The sequence below is a fragment of the Agrobacterium sp. S7/73 genome (genome assembly GCF_019355535.1).
Lineage (GTDB): Bacteria > Pseudomonadota > Alphaproteobacteria > Rhizobiales > Rhizobiaceae > Agrobacterium > Agrobacterium tumefaciens.
The window spans coordinates 359,430-378,737 of sequence record NZ_CP072137.1 but is presented as its reverse complement, the minus strand read 5'-3'; the positions used below and the strand labels follow the sequence as shown (position 1 = coordinate 378,737).

The following is a 19,308-nucleotide window of genomic DNA, read 5'->3' as shown; positions in this document are numbered from 1 at the left end:
GGCTTGTGATGGGACATCGACGCCAAATACGCCGATTGCATTGGTGCCTCTTTTCGCGCTCATCAACCGGGCTTTATGGTTGCAAGGGTACCGCGATTGACCTTGCCAAGCTGCCGATAAACGGCATGTTGTGCGTAACATGCCGGTTTCAGGGAACATATCATGGCTCACAAGGGCAAAAACATCGCGCAGCTTTCCATTCTCATCCAGAGCGGCCATCTTGATCCGCGCGCCTTGGCGGAAGAGACCCTTGATGCAATCGGGAAATCGGAAGACCGGGCGATCTTTGTCGGCCTGACGGCGGAGCGGGCCATGGCTGAGGCGGAAGGCGCCTTGAAACGCATTCGCGAGGGTCGATCCTGCGGCGTGCTCGACGGCATTCCAGTGGCCTGGAAGGACCTTTTCGATCTCGAAGGCACTGTGACCACGGCTGGATCGACGGTGCTTTCGAACGATGGGCCTGCGTCCCGTGACGCGGATGTAGTGAGCGCGCTGAAGGACGCCGGGATGGTCTGCATCGGCCGTACCAATATGAGCGAGTTCGCGTTTTCCGGCCTTGGCATCAACCCGCATTACGGAACCCCGCGCAATCCCGCCTCCACGGATGTCCACCGGCTGCCGGGCGGCTCTTCTTCCGGCGCGGGTGTCGCGGTTGCGGCCGGCCTGGTGCCGGTGGCAATCGGTACGGATACCGGCGGATCGGTGCGCATTCCCGCCGCCTTCAACGGTGTGGTGGGGTACAAGGCGAGCCGCGGCCGTTACTCGATGCGCGGCGTCTATCCGCTGGCTAAAAGTCTCGATTCGCTCGGCCCGCTCACTCGCACTGTGCAGGACGCCGTGTGGGTAGATGCCGCCATGCGTGGCAAGGCGGCTGTTGATGCGGCGCGCACGCCTCTGTCTGGCTTGTCGCTCGTCGTGCCGGAAACAGTGTTTTTCGATGGCATCGAGGAGGGCGTCGCGGTCGCTTTTGAGCAGGCGGTGGAACGGCTTTCCCGGGCCGGCGCTTCTGTGCGGCGGCAGGCATTCCCGGTCTTTTCGCAATTATTCGATCTTATCAAGGAAAAGGGTGCGCTGGTAACGGCGGAAGCCTTCGCCCTGCACAAGGCGCGGCTGGAAGGTGCTGATGCGGCGCGCATGGACCCACGCGTGGTTGCGCGAGCAAGACTGGGCGCGAATATCTCCATGCCGGATTACATCGCCATCATCGAGGCGCGCGAACGCATGACGGCGGCTTTTTCGGGCATGATTGGAAAGAATGAGCTGCTGATATCGCCGACATTGCCTCATGTCGCGGCCAAGGTCGCACCGCTTGTGGAGAATGATGAGACCTTCTTTGCTATGAATGCCAAGACCCTGCGCAACACCCAGATCGGCAACTTCTTCGATCTCTGCGGCGTTTCCATTCCCTGCGGCACGGGCGAGGCGGGCATGCCCGTTGGCCTGCTGCTATCAGGCCTGCACCGCACGGATGACCACGTTCTGGGTGTGGCGATGGCTGCAGAGGAAATTATCCGGGGTTGATGATAGGGAAAAGGCGGCCTTGTTTGGCCGCCTCTCAGTGCACGCTTCAACGTGCCGCCCAGTTGGCGCCGCGGCGGAACATGGTTTTCATCTGCGGCACGGAAAACTCCTTGGCCTGATGGCCGAGCGCCGAATAGAAGACGCGGCCCTTGCCGTATTTGCGTTTCCAGACCACCGGCATCACTACACCGTCGATCCACCAGGCGTGGTCGCCGGTGAATTTTGTCGTCGCCAGCACCTCGTTGGAGGGATCGACATGCATGTAGTATTGCTCCGATGTGTAGGGGAAATCGGAAATTCCCTCCATCAGCGGGTCGTCGGGGCGGGTGATGTTGACGTGATAGTCGATGATATTGCCGGGATGGGCGACCCACTGGCCGCCGATCATGAACTGGTACTCGACGCAGTCGCGGAAACTGTCGCCTGCACCACCGTGAAAGCCGGCAATGCCGACGCCGTTTTCGACGGCGGCGGTGAGGTTCTTGATCTCTTCCTTCTCGATCTTCGACATTGTCACGATCGGCACGACAAGGCTCAGATCATGCACTGAAGGATCGGCGAACGCCTCCGTGCTGTGTTCGACATAGACCTTAAAACCATCCTCTTCGAGAATGTCTTTGACGATGGTGGCGCATTCCTGCGGCTCGTGGCCGCTCCAGCCGCCCCAGACGATGAGTGCTTCGCGCATTTATTTCCTCCTCGGGATTATTTGCCGAGCTGGCCGTCGACCAGCGAAGTTTCAAGGGGAGCAGGGCGCTCCACCTCGGTGGTGATGGAAACGGTGGTGCCGCTGTCCGATGCCGTCTGGAAGGCCTCCATGACCTCCAGCACGTGCAAGGCAAGATCGCCATTGGCGCGGTGCGGGCGGTTTTCGCGGATCGCATGGGCCATGTCGGCCACGCCGATCGAGCGGTAGTTGCCGTCAGCATAGGGCGAAGACAGTGCCTGCGGCTCGAACTGGCCGCCCTTTTTCAGCAATTGCACCTCACCGCCGAAATGATTGGGGTCGGGCACGATCAATGTGCCTTCCGTTCCGTAGATTTCCAGCGGTACATTTTTGTGGCCCGCCACATCGAAGCTCATGCCCACCTGCACTACCGCGCCGTTCTTGAATGCCAGCACGCCGGAAACATGGGTGGCGACATGGACTGGGATTTTCTCGCCATTCTTAGCTTCGCTGGTGATGAGGCGTTCGTTGCGCGGCGCGATGGCGAAACCTGCCACCTTGGCGACCGGGCCGAACAGGTTGACGAGATCGGTGATGTAATAGGGTCCCATATCCAGCATCGGCCCGCCGCCGACTTCGTAATAAAAGGCGGGGTTGGGATGCCAGCGCTCATGGCCGGGGCACATGAAGGTAGCCGTTCCGCCAACCGGCTGGCCGAGCACGCCTTCGTCTATCAGGCGGCGCGCGGTCTGGTGCCCGCCGCCGAGGAAAGTGTCCGGTGCCGAACCGATGCGCAGGCCCTTTGCCTTTGCCGCGTCCGCAAGCCGTTTACCCTCCGCGAAATTGATGCCGAGCGGCTTTTCCGAATAGGCATGTTTTCCCGCCTCAAGTGCGCGCAGGCCCACCTCCACATGCGCCTTGGGAATCGTCAGGTTGACGATGATTTCCACGGAGGGGTCAGACAGAAGTTCGTCGATACTTCTTGCCTGAAGGCCGAACTCGTCTGCCCGCGCTTTTGCTGCCTCCTCGTTCATATCCGCCAGTCCGCGAATGTCGAGAATGGGAAACGACGCCATCGCCTTGAGATAGGCGCTGGAGATGTTGCCGCAGCCGATGATGCCGATGCCGACCTTGTTCATGTGATTTCCTCCCGTAAATCAGAAATGCCTAAGCCCACTCTCAACCTTGCCGGCTAGAGCGCCGGCCCTGTCGTGTTCCATGGCGATTCGTAAAGCTCGTAAAGTGCGACAGCTGCCGCCCCCTGCGCCCACAGTTCGTCGCTTGCAACGTCGAAAACCAACTCTGCGACGCCTGCCAGCGATGGCGGCACGGCGGCGTTGTAACTGTCGCGGATGCTGGCAATGAAGGGCTCGCCGAGCTCGAGACTGGAGCCGGTGATGATGACCCGTGGCGGCGCAAACAGCGTGACGATATTGGCAAGCGTCAGGCCAAGGGCTGCACCGGCGCGCAAGGCTGCCGCAATAAGATCGTTGTCTTCCGCCGCAATCAGCGCATGGGCATGCTGCATGCCGCGACCAAGCCGGATAGCTTCTGCAAAACGCCCGTCCACCGGGCGGGAACCGAGAATGGCGTTCTCGCCCGCCTGGCTCGCCAGCCGCACGGTTCCTTCACTGGCAAGGCCAATCACGAGGTCGCCGAGATTGTGGCTGAGGCCGCCTGCACCACGAAACAGCTGGTTTTGATGCATCACGCCAAGCCCAAGTGTCTGCTCGAGCGAGATCAGCACCATGTCCTCCAGATCGCGCGCATGGCCAAACCAGTGATGGGCAAGCGTGATGGCGTGGGCGTCGCTTTCGATGATGGTGGGGGAATTCAGCCGTGAGGTCATTTCCTCGGCAAAATCGACGTTTACTTCCCGCAGGATAGGGCTGCTGCGGATCCTGCCGGTGCGATGTTCGATGACGCCTGGCAGGCCAAGGCAGACCATGTCCACATCTTCCAGCGACAGTCCGGCATCAACCACGCAACGCCGCACCCCGTCTTCCACCAGATCGGCAATGACGCCGATCGGTTGGCGGTCTACACGGATCGGCAGGGCGAGGGTGGACAGCACGTTGCCGCAAAAGTCGGTGACGACGAAGACCATGCGGCTTGCCGCAATCTTGGCGCCCACCACGCGGGCCGCATCCGGGTTCAGCTCCAGCATCACCCGCGGCCTGCCGCGTGCGCCCTCCGTGCGGATATCGCCGATATGGCGGGTAAGGATAAGCCCGTCATCGAGCAGCGATGCGGTGATCGCGGATACGGTGGTGGTGGAAAGCTGCGTTCTTTCGCTGATTTCCACCCGGGAGATCGGTCCATGGCGGCGGATGCTGTCCAGCACGCTTAGCCGGTTGATCGCGCGCATCAGTTCTGGGTCTGCGGTCTTCATGGGGTCCTGCTGCGATCAATGCCGGTTCGAAAACCAATTTATGTCGGATTGCGGATTAAATAACGGTGTCAGGGAGGGGTGTGTCAAGCCATTCGCTCAAAAAATCGGCATGGCGCCTTGACAATGAGCGAGTGCTAAGGTGAATTAATCCGCATTGGGGAATAAATGAGGAAATCCCCGAGGGAGGATCACGATCATGACGATTAGGCACGCAGGCGCAAGCCTGGGCGGCAGGCTGATAGGCTTTGCCACAACGACAAGCATTGCTCTCATGCTCGGCGCCGCAAGCGCCTCGGCCGCAACGGTCGTTAAATGGATGCATGTGGAATTGGACCCCAAAGCCGTGGCCGTCTGGGAGGAGATTGCCAAGGACTATGAGGCCAAACATCCCGACGTGGACGTGCAACTGCAGTTTCTGGAAAACGAGGCCTTCAAGGCCAAATTACCGACGTTGCTGCAATCCAACGACGTTCCCGATTTCTTTTATAGCTGGGGCGGCGGCGTCCTTGAGGAACAGTCAAAAACCGGCGCACTCAAGGATTTGAGCGAGGTTTTCGACGCCGATGGTGGCAAGCTGCGCCAAGCCTATAACGCGGCGGCAATCGACGGCCTCTCCTTTGACGGCAAGGTCTGGGCAGTGCCCTACAAGGTTAGCCTCGTCAGTTTCTTTTATAACAAGGAGCTGTTTGCCAAGGCGGGCGTAAAGGCGGAAGACATCAAGACCTGGGACGATCTCGGCGCCACCGTCAAGAAAATCAAGGCAGCCGGTATCGTTCCGATTGCCGGTGGTGGCGGTGAAAAATGGCCGATCCATTTCTACTGGAGCTATCTCGTCATGCGCAATGGCGGGCAGACCGTGTTCGACGCCGCCCGCAAGGGCGAGGGTGAAGGCTTCATGGATCCCTCCATCATCAAGGCGGGCGAGCAACTGGCCGAGTTCGGCAAGCTCGAACCCTTCCAGCCCGGCTATCTCGGCTCCACCTGGCCCCAGGCGCTCGGCGTCTTCGGTGATGGCAAGGCCGCGATGATCCTCGGCTTTGACAATACTGAAGCCAACCAGCGCAAGAATGCCGGTGACGGCAAAGGCCTTGCGGCAGACAATATCGGTCGCTTCGCCTTTCCCGCCGTCGAAGGTGGTGCTGGCAAAGTCACCGACACGCTGGGCGGTCTGAATGGTTGGGCAGTCACGAAAAACGCTTCCAAGGAAGCGATCGATTTCGCGGCCTTCCTGACCAGCAAGGAAAGTGAAGAGAAGATGGCGGCTGCGGGCATGATCCTGCCGGTTGCGACGGGTGCGGATGGAGCGGTCAAGAACCCGCTGCTGGCGGATTCGGCCAAGCAGCTTGCAAGCTCTACCTGGCACCAGAACTTCTTCGACCAGACACTGGGCGCTGCCGTTGGCCGCGTGGTCAACGATGTCTCCGTCGAAATCGTTTCCGGCCAGATGAGCGCCGAAGAGGGTGCCAAGCAAATTCAGGATGCTTTCGAGCTTCGCTGATTTCGGTTCCATGACGGCGCCGCGCGGGACGCGGCGCCGCAGTATCTGCCTGAATGAAAGCGGATAGAGATGACGGATATTTCCATGACTTCTGCGTCCATACCGGCGCGCGGCGCGTCGAAGACGAAGCGCAAGCAAAGCTCAGTCGCGCATGACCGTGCGCTGACCCTGCTGGTCTTCCTTCCGCCCGCATTGCTGCTCTTTACCCTGTTCGTCATCCTGCCCATGGGCGAGGCGGCATGGTACAGCCTTTACCGCTGGAACGGTTACGGCACGCCGACCGATTTCGTGGGCTTGAAGAATTTCCAGGTCCTGTTCGGCAATGCCGCCTTTTCTCAGGCTCTGCTTAATAACGGCCTCATCATCCTGATTTCCGTGCTGATCCAGATCCCGCTGGCGATCTGGCTTGCCATGATGCTGGCGCACCGCCTTCCGGGCGTCGTTGCCTTTCGGCTGGTTTTCTTCCTGCCCTATGTCCTTGCGGATGTCGCGGCCGGCCTGATCTGGCGCTTCGTTTATGATGGCGATTACGGCCTTTTCGCTGCCATCTCCAATTTCTTCGGCTTCGCCAATCCTTACGTGCTGGCCGACAAGGATGTGGCGATCTACGCCGTGCTTGGCGTCATCGTCTGGAAGTATTTCGGTTTCCACATGATGTTGTTCATCGCCGGCCTTCAATCCGTCGACAAGAACGTGCTGGAAGCTGCCGAAATCGACGGCGCCTCCGGCTGGCAGAAGTTTCGATACGTCACCTTGCCTATGCTCGGCTCAACGGTGCGCCTGTCCGTCTTTTTCGCGGTGATCGGCTCGCTACAGCTGTTCGACATGATCATGCCGCTTACCGGTGGCGGTCCGTCCAACTCCACGCAAACCATGGTCACCTTTCTCTACACCTACGGCGTCATGCGCATGCAGGTGGGGCTTGGCAGCGCGGTGGGTGTCGTACTCTTCGTTATCTGCGTGACGCTCGCCTTCGGTTACAAAAGGATTTTCATGCGCCATGACTGAACCATCCACTTCCGTCCGCATGCCGCTGCAAACAAAGCTCTATCTTTATATATCGCTGAGCCTGATCGCGGCCATCGTGCTCATCCCGCTTCTGACGACGGCGCTTGGCGGCTTCAAGACGCTGGGGGATCTGCGCGTCAACCCGTTCGGCTTGCCAGCCGAGTGGCAATGGGCCAATTACGGCGATATCCTCTTTGGCAAACGCTACTGGCTGCAGATATTCAATTCGCTGGTGATTGCGCTGTTGACGGTCTTTTTGACGCTGACCGTCTCGGCCATGGCCGCCTTCACCTTTGCGCATGTGAAGTTCTTTGGCTCTTCCTTCCTGCTGAATTACTTTCTGCTGGGACTGATGTTCCCGGCGGCGACCGCCATCCTGCCGCTGTTCATTCGCATCCGCGATCTCGGTCTGCTCGATACCTATTGGGGCGTGGTTCTGCCGCAGGTGGCTTTCGGGCTCGGCATGAGCATCCTTCTGTTTCGCAATTACTTCCGCAATCTGCCGGAAGAATTGTTTCAGGCCGCTTTCGTGGATGGTTGCGGCTATCTGCGCTTTTTCTGGCACATTTCGATGCCGCTCTCACGACCCATCGTGGCGACGGTTGGGATCGTTTCCTTCGTCGGCAGCTGGAACAGCTACATTCTGCCGCTGATCATGCTGAACTCAGAATCGAAATATCCCTGGCCACTCGGCATCATGGTCTATCGCGGCGAATTCGGCACGGAATGGCAGCTCGTGCTCGCCTTCATCACGCTGACGATCCTGCCGACCGTCATCGTCTTCTTCCTCGCACAGAAACACATCATCGCGGGCCTGACGGCCGGTGCCGTCAAATCGTGACTTGAAAGGAGCAAAACATGGCTTCCGTCGAACTTAGGGATATCCGCAAGTCCTATGCCTCGCTCGATGTCATTCACGGCATCTCGCTCGATATAACCGACGGCGAATTCATTGCGCTGGTCGGGCCTTCGGGCTGCGGCAAATCTACCCTGCTGCGCATGATCGCCGGGCTGGAGGAAATCACCGATGGGGATATCCTCATTGGCGGCACCGTCGTCAATTCCATGACGCCGCGCGAGCGCAATATCGCCATGGTATTCCAGTCCTATGCGCTTTATCCGCATATGACGGTCGCCGAAAACATGGGCTTCAACCTGAAGCTTGCCGGGCAGCCGAAAAACGTCATCGATGAGCGCGTTGCGGAAGCCGCCCGCATGCTCGATCTCGGCAAGCTTCTGGACCGTAAGCCCTCGCAGCTTTCGGGTGGCCAGCGCCAGCGCGTAGCCATGGGCCGCGCCGTGGTGCGCAACCCGGCCGTCTTCCTGTTCGATGAGCCGTTGTCCAATCTGGATGCCAAGCTGCGCGTGCAGATGCGTAGCGAAATCAAGGCTCTGCATCAGAAAGTAGGTACGACCTCCATCTACGTCACCCATGATCAGATCGAGGCAATGACGCTGGCCGACCGGGTGGTGGTGCTCAATCACGGCCGTATCGAGCAGCAGGGCACGCCGCTCGAACTTTACAAGACACCTGCCAATCTTTTCGTTGCCGCCTTCATCGGCTCACCGGCAATGAACCTCATCGAAGGCGTGGTCGACGGCGAGGGAGATCAACCTGCCGCCCGGCTGAAGGACGGGACGGCGATCCGCATTGCCGCCTCAAGAAATGTCAAGCGCGGCCAGCCGGTGACGATCGGGTTGAGACCGGAACATATAGGTTCGACCGTCGGCGGCGATATTTCACTGTCCGGCAGGACGGTGTTGGTCGAGCCGACAGGCGCGCAGACGCATGTGGTCTTCGAACTGGCGGGCGATCAGGTTACAGCGGTGGTGGATGGCGAGCAATTGGTCAAGGTCAACACCCCCTTTGCCGCCACCGTGCATCACGAGCGTGTGCATGTGTTCGACAGGGCAAGCGGTCTGGCGCTTTAGACGTGTTTCGTTTTTTAGTGGAATAACGAAATTCTCTCGCTCCCCGGCATTTGGGGCTTGTCTGAAAATTATGAGCGGTTAGCTTGGCAAATTGGGAGCCAAAGCGGTTTTACCGCTGAACTGTATCGATACAGGAGGAGATTTTTATGAAAACGATCAAGGGACCGGGTCTTTTTCTCGGTCAGTTTGCCGGTGATGCTGCGCCTTTCAATACATGGGACGGCATTACCAAATGGGCGGCAGAAAAGGGTTATGCCGGCGTGCAGGTTCCCACCTGGGCCGGGCAGTTGATCGATCTGAAAAAGGCTGCGGAATCCAAGGATTATTGCGATGAATTTGCGGGTGTCGCCCGCCAGAACGGCGTCGAGGTAACCGAGCTTTCCACCCATTTGCAGGGCCAGCTGGTTGCCGTTCACCCCGCCTATGACGAGGCCTTCGATGGTTTTGCAGCACCTGAAGTGCGCGGCAATCCGAAGGCTCGCCAGCAATGGGCGGTGGAACAGGTGAAGCTTGCCCTGAAGGCTTCGAGAAATCTCGGCATCAACGCACATGCGACCTTTTCGGGTGCTCTTGCCTGGCCCTTCATCTATCCGTGGCCGCAGCGCCCGGCCGGTCTGGTGGAAACCGCCTTTGACGAGCTGGCAAGACGCTGGACGCCGATCCTTGATTACGCCGATGAGCAGGGCGTGGATGTCTGCTACGAAATCCATCCCGGCGAAGATCTGCATGATGGCGTGACTTTCGAGATGTTCCTGGAGCGTGTGAAGAACCACAAGCGCGCCAACATGCTCTACGACCCGTCGCATTACGTGCTGCAATGCCTTGATTATCTTGACAATATCGACATCTACAAAGACCGCATCAAGATGTTCCATGTCAAGGACGCTGAGTTCAATCCGACCGGCCGCCAGGGCGTGTATGGCGGTTATCAGGGTTGGGTCAACCGTGCGGGCCGCTTCCGCTCGCTGGGTGACGGGCAGGTGGATTTCGGTGCGGTATTCTCGAAAATGGCTGCCAATGATTTCGACGGATGGGCAGTGGTTGAATGGGAATGCGCGCTGAAACATCCTGAAGACGGTGCCCGGGAAGGGGCCGAGTTCGTCAAGCACCATATCATCCGCGTCACGGAAAAAGCCTTTGATGATTTCGCATCTGCCGGCACCGATGATGCAGCCAACCGGCGCATGCTTGGGCTTTAAAAGCATTTCCAGGAAAAGTGTGAAGCCGTTTTCCGTGTGGGAATGCGCTTAGAAAATGCCGAGGAGACATTATGGCTATTGAAGGAAAGACAACCGACAAGGCGAACACGCGGATTCGCCTGGGCATGGTGGGTGGCGGTTCGGGTGCATTTATCGGCGGCGTTCACCGCATGGCCGCGCGGCTCGACAACCGCTTCGATCTCGTGGCCGGGGCCTTGTCCTCGACACCGGAAAAATCCCTCGCCTCTGGCCGCGAACTCGGGCTTGCTCCAGAGCGTTGCTATGGGTCATTCGAAGAAATGGCCGAGAAGGAAGCGCTTCGCGAGGATGGTATCGAGGCGGTAGCGATCGTCACGCCCAACCACGTACATTATCCTGCGGCGAAGGCGTTTCTGGAACGCGGCATCCATGTCATCTGCGACAAGCCGCTGACCTCCAATCTGGAGGATGCCAAAAAGCTGAAGGACGTGGCGGACAAGGCGGACGCGCTGTTCATCCTCACCCATAACTACACCGGTTATCCTATGGTGCGGCATGCGCGTGAACTGGTGGAAACCGGTGCGCTCGGGAACATCCGTCTGGTGCAGATGGAATATCCCCAGGATTGGCTGGCTGAGCCGTTGGAGCAGACCGGTGCGAAACAGGCCGTCTGGCGCACCGATCCGGCGCAATCCGGTGTCGGCGGCTCCACAGGGGATATCGGCACCCATGCCTATAATCTCGGCTGCTTCATTTCCGGTCTGGAAGCCGATGAACTGGCAGCGGATGTACATACCTTCGTGGAGGGTCGCCGTCTGGACGACAATGCGCATGTGATGCTGCGCTTCAAGCCAAAGGACGGCAAGCAACCAGCCAAGGGCCTGCTTTGGTGCAGCCAGGTGGCTGTCGGGCATGAAAACGGGCTGAAGGTCCGCGTTTACGGCGACAAGGCCGGCATCGAGTGGACGCAGGCTGATCCGAACTATCTCTGGTTCACGAAGCTTGGCGAGCCGAAACAGCTCATCACCCGCGGCGGCGCTGGCGCCGGTGCCGCGGCCGCACGCGTCACGCGCATTCCATCGGGCCATCCGGAAGGATATCTCGAAGCCTTCGCGACCATCTATACCGAAGCGGCCCAAGCCATCGAAGCCCGCCGCACCGGTTCGGAGCTAGACAAGGCGGTCACCTATCCGACCGTCGATGACGGTGTCAAAGGCGTCGCTTTTGTCACCGCCTGCATCGAATCCGGTAAGAAGAATGGCGGCTGGGTGAAGCTGTAAGATCGACATGGCGTCACGGCGTATTTCTTCTCCCTGCGGGGGGGGGGGAAGGGCCGGATGAGGGGGCAAGCTCTCGGCGTATCTCTGCCTGCTTTCCTCTCACGACCCACCTGAAGACGTGATCAATTTGCGCGTGTCATCTGCTGCTGCATTCGTTCAGTCACGGGGCAACCGTCCTGTATTCTCGTCCAGGACGAGACGTTAAGTTTCATTTCGCAGCGCGCGAGATAGGAGCCGCCATCGACCCTCAGGCAGGATGTCTGGCCGAGTTCGAACATGACACCGCGATTTCGGCATTTGCAATTGTGGGCATCCGCCAAGGTGGGGATCAGGGCCAGGGCTAGACCAATTACGAGCACTCCAAAACGCATGGCTGAGGCTCCAAAAGACAGGCCACCAGATTATACCTGTCCGACGGTATAGTCAAAACAGCCACCTTCAACGATGCGCACCGCACGGCCATAACAGGCTCGAACTCTCCTGCTTTCACCCGATCAAAATCGCCCTGATATCATTCACATTCGTCCGCGTCGGACCGGTCACGACAAGGTCGCCAACCGCCTTGAAGGCGGTGTAGCTGTCGTGTCCCACCAGCGACTGGCGCGGATCGGCACCGGCGTTGCGCATACGCGCAAGCGTATCGGGCGTCACCAGTGCGCCTGCCGCATCCTCAACGCCGTCTATGCCGTCGCTATCGCCGGCGATGGCCCAGATACCGCCTGCACCCTTCAGCGTCAGCGCAAGGCTCAGCAGAAATTCCGTGTTGCGCCCACCCTTGCCGGCCAGCCCTTTGCCGATCGTTACCGTGGTTTCTCCGCCGGAAAGCAGCACGGCCGGGCCTTTGACTGGCAGGCCCTTGCGGCTGGCGGAGAGGGCGATACCCGCCATCACCGCGCCGACATCCTTTGACTCGCCCTCCAGCGAATCCCCGAGGATGAGCGGCGTAAGGCCAAGCTTCACCGCCTCGTCCGCCGCCGCCTGTAGGGCGAGCGAGGGTGTCGCGATCAGCCTGATGTCCTCTTCTATATCGCCTGCCTTCGGCGGTTCCTCGCCCTTTTCCAGCACTTTGCGCACATTCTCGGGAAGATCGAGCGCATAACGGGAGACGATTTCCCGCACATTGTTGATATCGCTCGGATCGGCAACCGTGGGGCCGGAAGCGATTTCGGAGGGATCGTCGCCCGGTACGTCTGAAATCAACAGCGAAACCACTCTGGCCGGTTTGGCGGCCAGCGCCAGTCGTCCGCCTTTGATGCGGGAGAGGTGCTTGCGCACGGCATTCATCTCGGAAATCGTCGCGCCGCTGGCAAGAAGTGCGCGGTTGACGGCCATCTTGTCCGCAAGCGTCATGCCTTCGGCAGGTGCGACCATCAGTGCCGAACCGCCGCCGGAAATTAGCGCGATCACCATGTCGTCTGCGGTCAGCCCTTCAACGGCGGCAAGAATGCGTCTTGCCGCTTCCGCACTCATGTCGTCGGGCACGGGATGGGAGGCCTCGATGATTTCGATGCGCCGGGCCGGAACGGCATGACCGTAACGGGTTACGACGATACCGGAGAGGTTCACATCCGCCCAGGCCTTATCAAGCGCTGCGGCCATGGCAGCCGAGGCCTTGCCCGCGCCGACCACCACGCACCTGCCCTTGGGCGGGGAAGGAAGATGATGTTGCAGCACCTTTGCGGGATCGGCACTCGCCACTGCCGCCATAAATATGCGGTTGAGGGCGTCTTTTGCGCGGAGATCGTTCCATGCGGTCATAGGTTCATACTCCGATCCAGAGGAAGCCGAGCGCAAACAATGCCGGCAAAGCCTGAATGAACAGGATTTTCATATTGGCGGTAATGGCGCCGAAAATGCCGGCTATCAGGACACAGGTGAGGAAGAAGACCTTGAAACTCAGTCCTTCATCGCCCTGCGTGAGCCCATAGATCAATCCGGCTGCCAGAAAACCATTGTAAAGCCCCTGATTGGCGGCAAGCACCTTCGTCTGTCGCGCAAAATCCGCAGAAAGGGCGAAGGCCTTGCGGCCGGCCGGCTTTTCCCACAGCAGCATTTCCAGAATGGTGATGTAAACATGGATGGCCGCAACCACGGCAATCAGAATGCTGGCGATCATCGACGGTTTCCTCCAAACCCTGATGTCCGGCGCGTCAATTATCCGCAAAAGGGAGAGGCCGACCGGATAATCCGTTTTAACGGTGGTACACATGGCCGCAAGGCCATAATCCCTCTCTTCCCGCGCAAACCTGTTGAAGAGCCGCACAGCATTGCTTGACTCTTTGCTGAAATAAGAACAAAACAGGAACAATAGAACTGAAAAACCGGAATTGAAACCTGTCATGCCATGCAAAAGCGCGCGGAACAGTTGCTCGTTGTCGAAGAGCTGCGTGAAAGGCTGGAAAGGATCGGTGGCGGTCCTCACCGCCTGCACGAGGCCTTGCCTTTCGGCGTGGATGCCATCGATCACCATTTGCCTGGAGGCGGGCTGAAGCTCGGTTGCCTGCATGAGGTGAGCGGCGGCGGCAATGGCGCCGCCGATGGTGCGGCAGCGGCGCTTTTTGCGGCCGGCGTGGCAGCAAGGCTGTCCGGCAAGGTCTTATGGTGTGTCACCCGCAGGGATCTGTTCATGCCGGGATTGACGCAGGCGGGCCTGTCGCAGAATCGGGTCATCATCGTCGAATGCCGCGATGAGAAAGGCGTGCTCGACTGTTTCGAGGAAGGCTTGCGCTGCAACGGTTTTGGCGCCGTGATGGGCGAGCTTGCGAAGTTGCCGATGAATGCCTCGCGACGGTTGCAACTGGCGGCGGAAACCTCTGGTGTCACGGGCATCGCCATCCGCCGCTTCCGGCGCCCGGCCGATGCGGCGTTGTTTGGCGAGCCGACGGCCGCTGTCACCCGCTGGCGTGTCTCTGTCCGGCCATCTTCGCCCCTGCCGGTGCCGGGGGTGGGCAGGCCACGCTGGTTTCTGGAACTTTTGCGATGTCGCGGCGGCGAAAGCGCTGCATTTGAAGTGGAAGCCTGTGATGCAAAGGGTCGTCTCGCTTTACCTGCCGACATGGCCGACGGATCGCTACCGGCGTCTTTCGGGGCAGAACGCGCCGCCGGTTGAAAAGCCGCTGGTCATGATCGGCCGTCAGGGCAGCCGCCGCCTGGTGCTGGCGCTGAACAAGGCAGCAAAGGCGGCGGGCATCCGGCCCGGCACACCCGTCAGCAAGGCGCAGGCTTTGGTGCCGGGTCTCGTTGTCGAGGATATGGATGCGGCGGCGGATGCCCGCGCCCTGCAACAACTCGCTTTTCATTTCCTGCGTATCTATGCCCCGATCGTCGCCGCAGATCCGCCTGATGGGCTGGTTCTGGATACGGCAGGTGCGGACCATCTGCACGGCAATGAGACGCTGATGTTGAGCGGCATGGTGAACCGCCTGCATGCCGCAGGCTTCGCCGCCCGCGCTGCCATTGCCGATAGCTGGGGGGCGGCCCATGCGCTTGCCCGGTTTGGCCGTAAGGAGATCAGCATCGTATCGCCGGGCGGGCAGCGGGCGGCGATCAGCGAGCTGCCGCTGGCGGCGCTCAGGCTGGAGGAGCGTATCGTTTCCGGATTGAAGGTGCTCGGTTTTCGCACCATAGGCGAACTTGCCGAGGCTCCACGGGCGCCGTTGACCCTGCGTTTCGGCCCGGAAGTGGTCAGGCGGCTTACCCAGGCTTTCGGCGAGACTGGCGAACCTATCGAGCCGGTGCGCATTGCCGAACTGGTGGAGGCGCGCCGCGCCTTTCCCGAGCCGATCGCGGCGGCGGAGACAATTGCCCGCTATGTGCAAAAGCTGGTTGCTGAGCTTTGCGTCTCGCTGGAAAAGCGCGGCCTTGGCGCACGTCGCGTCGATCTTGTGCTGCACCGGGTGGATAGCGGCTTGCAGGCCGTGCGGGCCGGCACCTCCAGACCGGTGCGTGATGTCAAACAGCTTGTCCGGCTTCTGACCGACCGTATCGATACCATCGATCCCGGTTTCGGCATCGAGATGATGGTGCTGACCGCCACCCATGCCGAGCCGCTTGTCGCCGCGCAGGCCCGGTCCTCGCTTCTGGAGGAAGGGCGTGCGGAAATCGCCGATACGGTCGATGTCATCCTCAATCGTGGCCACAGGGTATATCGTTATGCGGCGGTGGCAAGCGACGTGCCGGAACGTTCTCTTGCCAGCGTTGCGGCGCTGGCACCTGAGGATACGCTCGGCTGGCCTTGCCACTGGCCGCGCCCGGTCAGGCTTTTTGCAAGGCCGGAACCCATCGAAACTCTGGCGCTGCTTCCGGATCATCCGCCGCGTTATTTCATCTGGAAAGGCGTGCGCCATAATGTACGGCGCGCTGATGGGCCGGAACGGGTGTTTGGCGAATGGTGGAAACGCGACCGCGAAAAGGCCGCCGTGCGCGATTATTTCACTGTCGAAAACGAAAGCGGCGAGCGTTTCTGGATTTTCCGCTCCGGTGATGGCGAACATACCGAGACGGGCTCGCAGGGCTGGTTCATCCATGGGGTCTTCGCATGAGCACGCCGCGCTATGCCGAGCTTCAGGTGACCACGCATTTCTCCTTCCTGCGCGGTGCAAGTTCCTGTGATGAACTGTTCGAACAGGCAAAAAATCTCGGTATCGAGGCACTCGGCATCGTCGATCGCAATAGCCTTGCGGCCATTCCCCGCGCTTATGAAGCGGCCGATAATCATGGCATCCGGCTCGTCATCGGCTGCCGGCTCGATCTGGATGACGATCTTTCCGTGCTTGTCTATCCCATGGATCGCCCGGCTTACGGGCGGCTTTGCCGGCTGCTTTCCGTCGGCAAGAAGAGGGGTGGCAAGGGTAAGTGTCGGCTCACATGGGACGATCTCGTAGCTTATGGCGAAGGCCTTATCGTGGTGCTGCTCGCCGACCTGGCTGACGATCGCTGCGCGCTTCGCCTGCGCCGGTTGAAAGCTGCTTTTGCTGACCGGGCCTATATGGCGCTGAGCCTGCGAAGACGACCCAACGACCAGATGCGGCTTTTCGAATTGTCGAATATGGCTGCAGCCGCTGATGTGCCGACTGTTGTTACCAATGACGTGCTGTTTCATGTGCCCGAGCGTCGCATGCTGCAGGATGTCGTTACCTGCATCCGGCACAATTGCACCATTGACGAGGCGGGTTTCCGGCGCGAGCGGCATGCCGACCGCTATATGAAGCCGCCTCAGGAAATGCACCGGCTGTTTGCCCGCTACCCGGAAGCACTGGCCCGCAGCCTCGAAATCGCGAAGCGTTGCACCTTTTCGTTGAAGGAGCTGGTCTATCAATATCCTGAAGAGCGCAGCCTGCCGGGGCTGACGGCGCAACAGGCGTTGGAAAAGCTCGTCTGGGAAGCGGCGCCGGGGCGTTATCCGGATGGTCTGCCGGAGAAGGTCGAAAAGGCGCTGCATCATGAGTTGGGGCTTATCGGCAGGCTGGAATATGCACCGTATTTTCTGACGGTAAATGCCATCGTCCAATTTGCACGGGGGGAAAATATTCTCTGTCAGGGGCGCGGCTCAGCCGCCAATTCGGTGGTATGTTATGTGCTCGGCATCACCGCCATCGATCCTCTCAAGGTTGATCTCCTGTTCGAACGTTTCGTTTCGGAAGAACGGCGCGAGCCGCCTGATATCGACGTGGATTTTGAGCATCAAAGGCGCGAGGAGGTCATCCAGTGGGTTTATAACACTTATGGTCGCGACAAGGCCGCGCTGTGCTCGGTCGTCACCCGTTATCGCGGGCGCGGGGCGCTGCGCGATGTCGGCAAGGTTCTGGGCCTGCCGGAAGATTTGACCAAACTTCTGTCCTCGCAGGTCTGGCGCTGGAGCGAAGGGGTGGGCGAAAAACAGGTGCAGGAACTGAACCTCAATATGGAGGACCGCCGCCTGAAGCTCGCCTTCGAGCTGGCCAACCAGCTTGTCGGCACGCCGCGCCATCACAGCCAGCATCCGGGCGGCTTCGTTCTGACCCATGACCGGCTGGACGAGTTGGTGCCGATCGAACCCGCCGCCATGGACGACCGGCAGATCATCGAATGGGACAAAGACGACATAGATATCGTCAAATTCATGAAGATGGATTGCCTGGCGCTCGGCATGCTCTCCTGCATGAGACGCGGTTTCAACATGCTGGAGGAGCGCACGGGCGTTAAATACGATCTCGCCACTGTCCCACAGGATGATAACCCCACCTATGCCATGATCCAGAAAGCCGACACGCTGGGTACCTTCCAGATTGAAAGCCGGGCGCAGATGTCCATGCTGCCGCGGTTGAAGCCAAAGATATTTTACGATCTCGTCATTCAGGTCGCCATCGTTCGTCCCGGTCCCATTCAGGGCGATATGGTGCACCCCTATCTTCGTCGCCGTGACAAAAAAGAAGAAGAACATTATCCCAAAGAGGAGCTGAGAGGCGTGCTGGGCAAAACGCTGGGTGTACCGCTGTTTCAGGAGCAGGCGATGCGCGTCGCCATCGAATGCGCCGGTTTTTCACCCGGTAAGGCGGATCAGTTGCGTCGCGCCATGGCGACCTTCAAGAATGTCGGCACCATCTCCAAATTCCGTCAGGATATGATCGATGGCATGGTGGATCGTGGTTATGAGCAAGAATTCGCCGAACGCATCTTCAAGCAGCTGGAAGGGTTCGGCAGTTATGGTTTTCCAGAAAGCCATGCGGCCTCCTTCGCGCTGATCGCCTATGCCTCCTCATGGCTGAAATGCCATCATCCCGATATTTTCTGTACGGCGCTTCTCAATTCGCAACCCATGGGGTTTTACGCCCCGGCGCAGATTGTGCGTGATGCGCGTGACCATGGCGTGGAGGTGCGCCCGGTTTGCGTCAACAACAGCCGGTTTGATTGCACGCTGGAGCCCACGGGCAAGAAGAATGCGAATGGTAAAGAGCGCTACGCCGTGCGGCTTGGCCTGCGCATGGTGAAGGGGCTTTCCAACGATCATGCAGCAAAAATCGTCGCCTGCCGTCAGGATCGCGATTTCGTTTCCGTGGACGATCTCTGGCGGAGGGCAGGTGTTCCCGCCGCTGCCCTAGTCTGTCTCGCCGAAGCCGATGCCTTTCTGCCGTCGCTGTCGCTTTCCAGACGCGAGGCGCTGTGGGCCATCAAGGCGTTGCGGGATGAGCCTTTGCCGCTTTTTGCTGCCGCTGCCAGCCGGGAAAACGCTGTGGTGGATGAGCTTTCCGAACCCTCCGTCGCGCTGCGGCCCATGACTGATGGCGGCGAGGTGGTGCAGGATTATGGCCATGTGGGGCTGACCCTGCGCGAACACCCCATGTCCTTCCTGCGGCGCGATCTTTCCCGCCGGCGCATCGTCAGCTGCGCGGAGGCGGTGCGCGTCCGTGATGGCACGTGGCTGGAAACGGCGGGGCTGGTTCTGGTGCGCCAGCGCCCAGGCTCGGCAAAGGGAGTGATCTTCATGACTCTGGAGGATGAGACGGGTATTGCCAATGCGGTTCTGTGGGTAAAGACCTTCGAAAAATACCGGCGCGTGGTGCTTTCCGCCGGTATGGTCGGCATTTACGGCAAGATCCAACGGGAAGGCGAGGTGGTGCATCTGGTCGCGCACCGGCTGACCGATCTGTCAGAGGCGCTGGCAAGCGTGGGTGAGCGCAACCACCCCTTTCCTCTGCCGCATGGGCGCGGCGACGAGTTCCACCACGGTATTCCGCCGGACGATCATCGCAACATCAGGAAACGCCCACCGCCTGCGACCCAGGATGGAGATGAGGTGGAGAGGATAAAGGTCATTTCCCGCAATTTCCATTAGAGCATTTCCACTAAAAGTG

General features: G+C 59.8%; 16 protein-coding genes. 10 read left to right on the top strand and 6 right to left on the bottom strand.

From position 1 onward, the window contains the following. The first annotated feature begins 162 nt into the window (after window positions 1–162). The gene (locus tag J5276_RS16725; RefSeq protein WP_174011994.1) at window positions 163–1,521 is read left to right on the top strand and encodes an amidase; all 1,359 of its coding nucleotides are present in this window, start codon (window positions 163–165) and stop codon (window positions 1,519–1,521) included. A 46-nt stretch (window positions 1,522–1,567) separates the two neighbouring features. Here J5276_RS16725 and J5276_RS16720 read toward each other — a convergent pair whose 3' ends face one another. The 3 genes from J5276_RS16720 to J5276_RS16710 are packed head-to-tail and all read right to left on the bottom strand — an operon-like array spanning window position 1,568 to window position 4,580. Further along, complete coding sequence (locus J5276_RS16720; RefSeq protein ID WP_003510737.1) at window positions 1,568–2,209, bottom strand: ThuA domain-containing protein; 642 nt, start codon at window positions 2,207–2,209, stop codon at window positions 1,568–1,570. Between the two features lie 17 nt (window positions 2,210–2,226). Continuing rightward, window positions 2,227–3,327: a Gfo/Idh/MocA family protein gene (locus tag J5276_RS16715; RefSeq protein WP_174011991.1), complete on the bottom strand. Its 1,101-nt coding sequence runs from the start codon at window positions 3,325–3,327 to the stop codon at window positions 2,227–2,229. 53 nt (window positions 3,328–3,380) lie between these two features. After that, entirely contained in the window at window positions 3,381–4,580 is a 1,200-nt protein-coding gene (locus tag J5276_RS16710; RefSeq protein ID WP_060642279.1) for an ROK family transcriptional regulator, read from the bottom strand. Window positions 4,581–4,776: 196 nt separating this feature from the next. Here J5276_RS16710 and J5276_RS16705 point away from each other — a divergent pair, with 196 nt between their 5' ends. From J5276_RS16705 to J5276_RS16680, 6 genes are all read left to right on the top strand, one after another. Then, on the top strand, window positions 4,777–6,078 hold the full coding sequence (locus J5276_RS16705; protein ID WP_174011989.1) for an ABC transporter substrate-binding protein: 1,302 nt from the start codon (window positions 4,777–4,779) through the stop codon (window positions 6,076–6,078). Between the two features lie 69 nt (window positions 6,079–6,147). Continuing rightward, window positions 6,148–7,086, top strand: a complete 939-nt coding sequence (locus J5276_RS16700) for a carbohydrate ABC transporter permease (RefSeq protein ID WP_003510729.1) — start codon at window positions 6,148–6,150, stop codon at window positions 7,084–7,086. Next, a complete protein-coding gene (locus J5276_RS16695) occupies window positions 7,079–7,927 on the top strand; it encodes a carbohydrate ABC transporter permease (protein WP_003510727.1) in 849 nt (282 codons plus the stop codon). Before J5276_RS16700 ends, J5276_RS16695 begins: the two co-directional genes overlap by 8 nt. Window positions 7,928–7,944: 17 nt before the next feature. Next, window positions 7,945–9,018: an ABC transporter ATP-binding protein gene (locus tag J5276_RS16690; RefSeq protein ID WP_038493937.1), complete on the top strand. Its 1,074-nt coding sequence runs from the start codon at window positions 7,945–7,947 to the stop codon at window positions 9,016–9,018. A 146-nt stretch (window positions 9,019–9,164) separates the two neighbouring features. Then, complete coding sequence (locus J5276_RS16685) at window positions 9,165–10,217, top strand: sugar phosphate isomerase/epimerase (RefSeq protein WP_003510723.1); 1,053 nt, start codon at window positions 9,165–9,167, stop codon at window positions 10,215–10,217. 71 nt (window positions 10,218–10,288) lie between these two features. Continuing rightward, the gene (locus tag J5276_RS16680; RefSeq protein WP_174011987.1) at window positions 10,289–11,476 is read left to right on the top strand and encodes a Gfo/Idh/MocA family protein; all 1,188 of its coding nucleotides are present in this window, start codon (window positions 10,289–10,291) and stop codon (window positions 11,474–11,476) included. Between the two features lie 122 nt (window positions 11,477–11,598). On the opposite strand, the gene J5276_RS16675 is transcribed toward J5276_RS16680, so the two are convergent. The 3 genes from J5276_RS16675 to J5276_RS16665 all read right to left on the bottom strand — a co-directional run bounded on the left by J5276_RS16675 (window position 11,599) and on the right by J5276_RS16665 (window position 13,592). Then, window positions 11,599–11,847 carry a hypothetical protein gene (locus J5276_RS16675; RefSeq protein WP_038493930.1) on the bottom strand — a complete coding sequence of 83 codons (249 nt, stop codon included), beginning with the start codon at window positions 11,845–11,847 and terminating at the stop codon, window positions 11,599–11,601. A gap of 115 nt (window positions 11,848–11,962) precedes the next feature. Further along, entirely contained in the window at window positions 11,963–13,234 is a 1,272-nt protein-coding gene (locus tag J5276_RS16670; protein ID WP_174011985.1) for a glycerate kinase, read from the bottom strand. Between the two features lie 4 nt (window positions 13,235–13,238). Then, window positions 13,239–13,592, bottom strand: a complete 354-nt coding sequence (locus J5276_RS16665) for a DUF1304 domain-containing protein (protein WP_019564609.1) — start codon at window positions 13,590–13,592, stop codon at window positions 13,239–13,241. A gap of 228 nt (window positions 13,593–13,820) precedes the next feature. Here J5276_RS16665 and J5276_RS16660 point away from each other — a divergent pair, with 228 nt between their 5' ends. Genes J5276_RS16660 through J5276_RS16650 form a run of 3 tightly spaced genes read left to right on the top strand, consistent with a single transcriptional unit; the run spans window position 13,821 to window position 19,289 of the window. Continuing rightward, window positions 13,821–14,585 (top strand): ImuA family protein, encoded by a 765-nt coding sequence (locus tag J5276_RS16660; RefSeq protein WP_035199388.1) that lies wholly within the window; start codon window positions 13,821–13,823, stop codon window positions 14,583–14,585. Further along, complete coding sequence (locus tag J5276_RS16655) at window positions 14,500–16,017, top strand: DNA polymerase Y family protein (protein ID WP_174011983.1); 1,518 nt, start codon at window positions 14,500–14,502, stop codon at window positions 16,015–16,017. The genes J5276_RS16660 and J5276_RS16655 overlap by 86 nt, the downstream gene beginning before the upstream one ends. After that, on the top strand, window positions 16,014–19,289 hold the full coding sequence (locus tag J5276_RS16650) for an error-prone DNA polymerase (RefSeq protein WP_174011981.1): 3,276 nt from the start codon (window positions 16,014–16,016) through the stop codon (window positions 19,287–19,289). Before J5276_RS16655 ends, J5276_RS16650 begins: the two co-directional genes overlap by 4 nt. The last annotated feature ends 19 nt before the right edge of the window (window positions 19,290–19,308 follow it).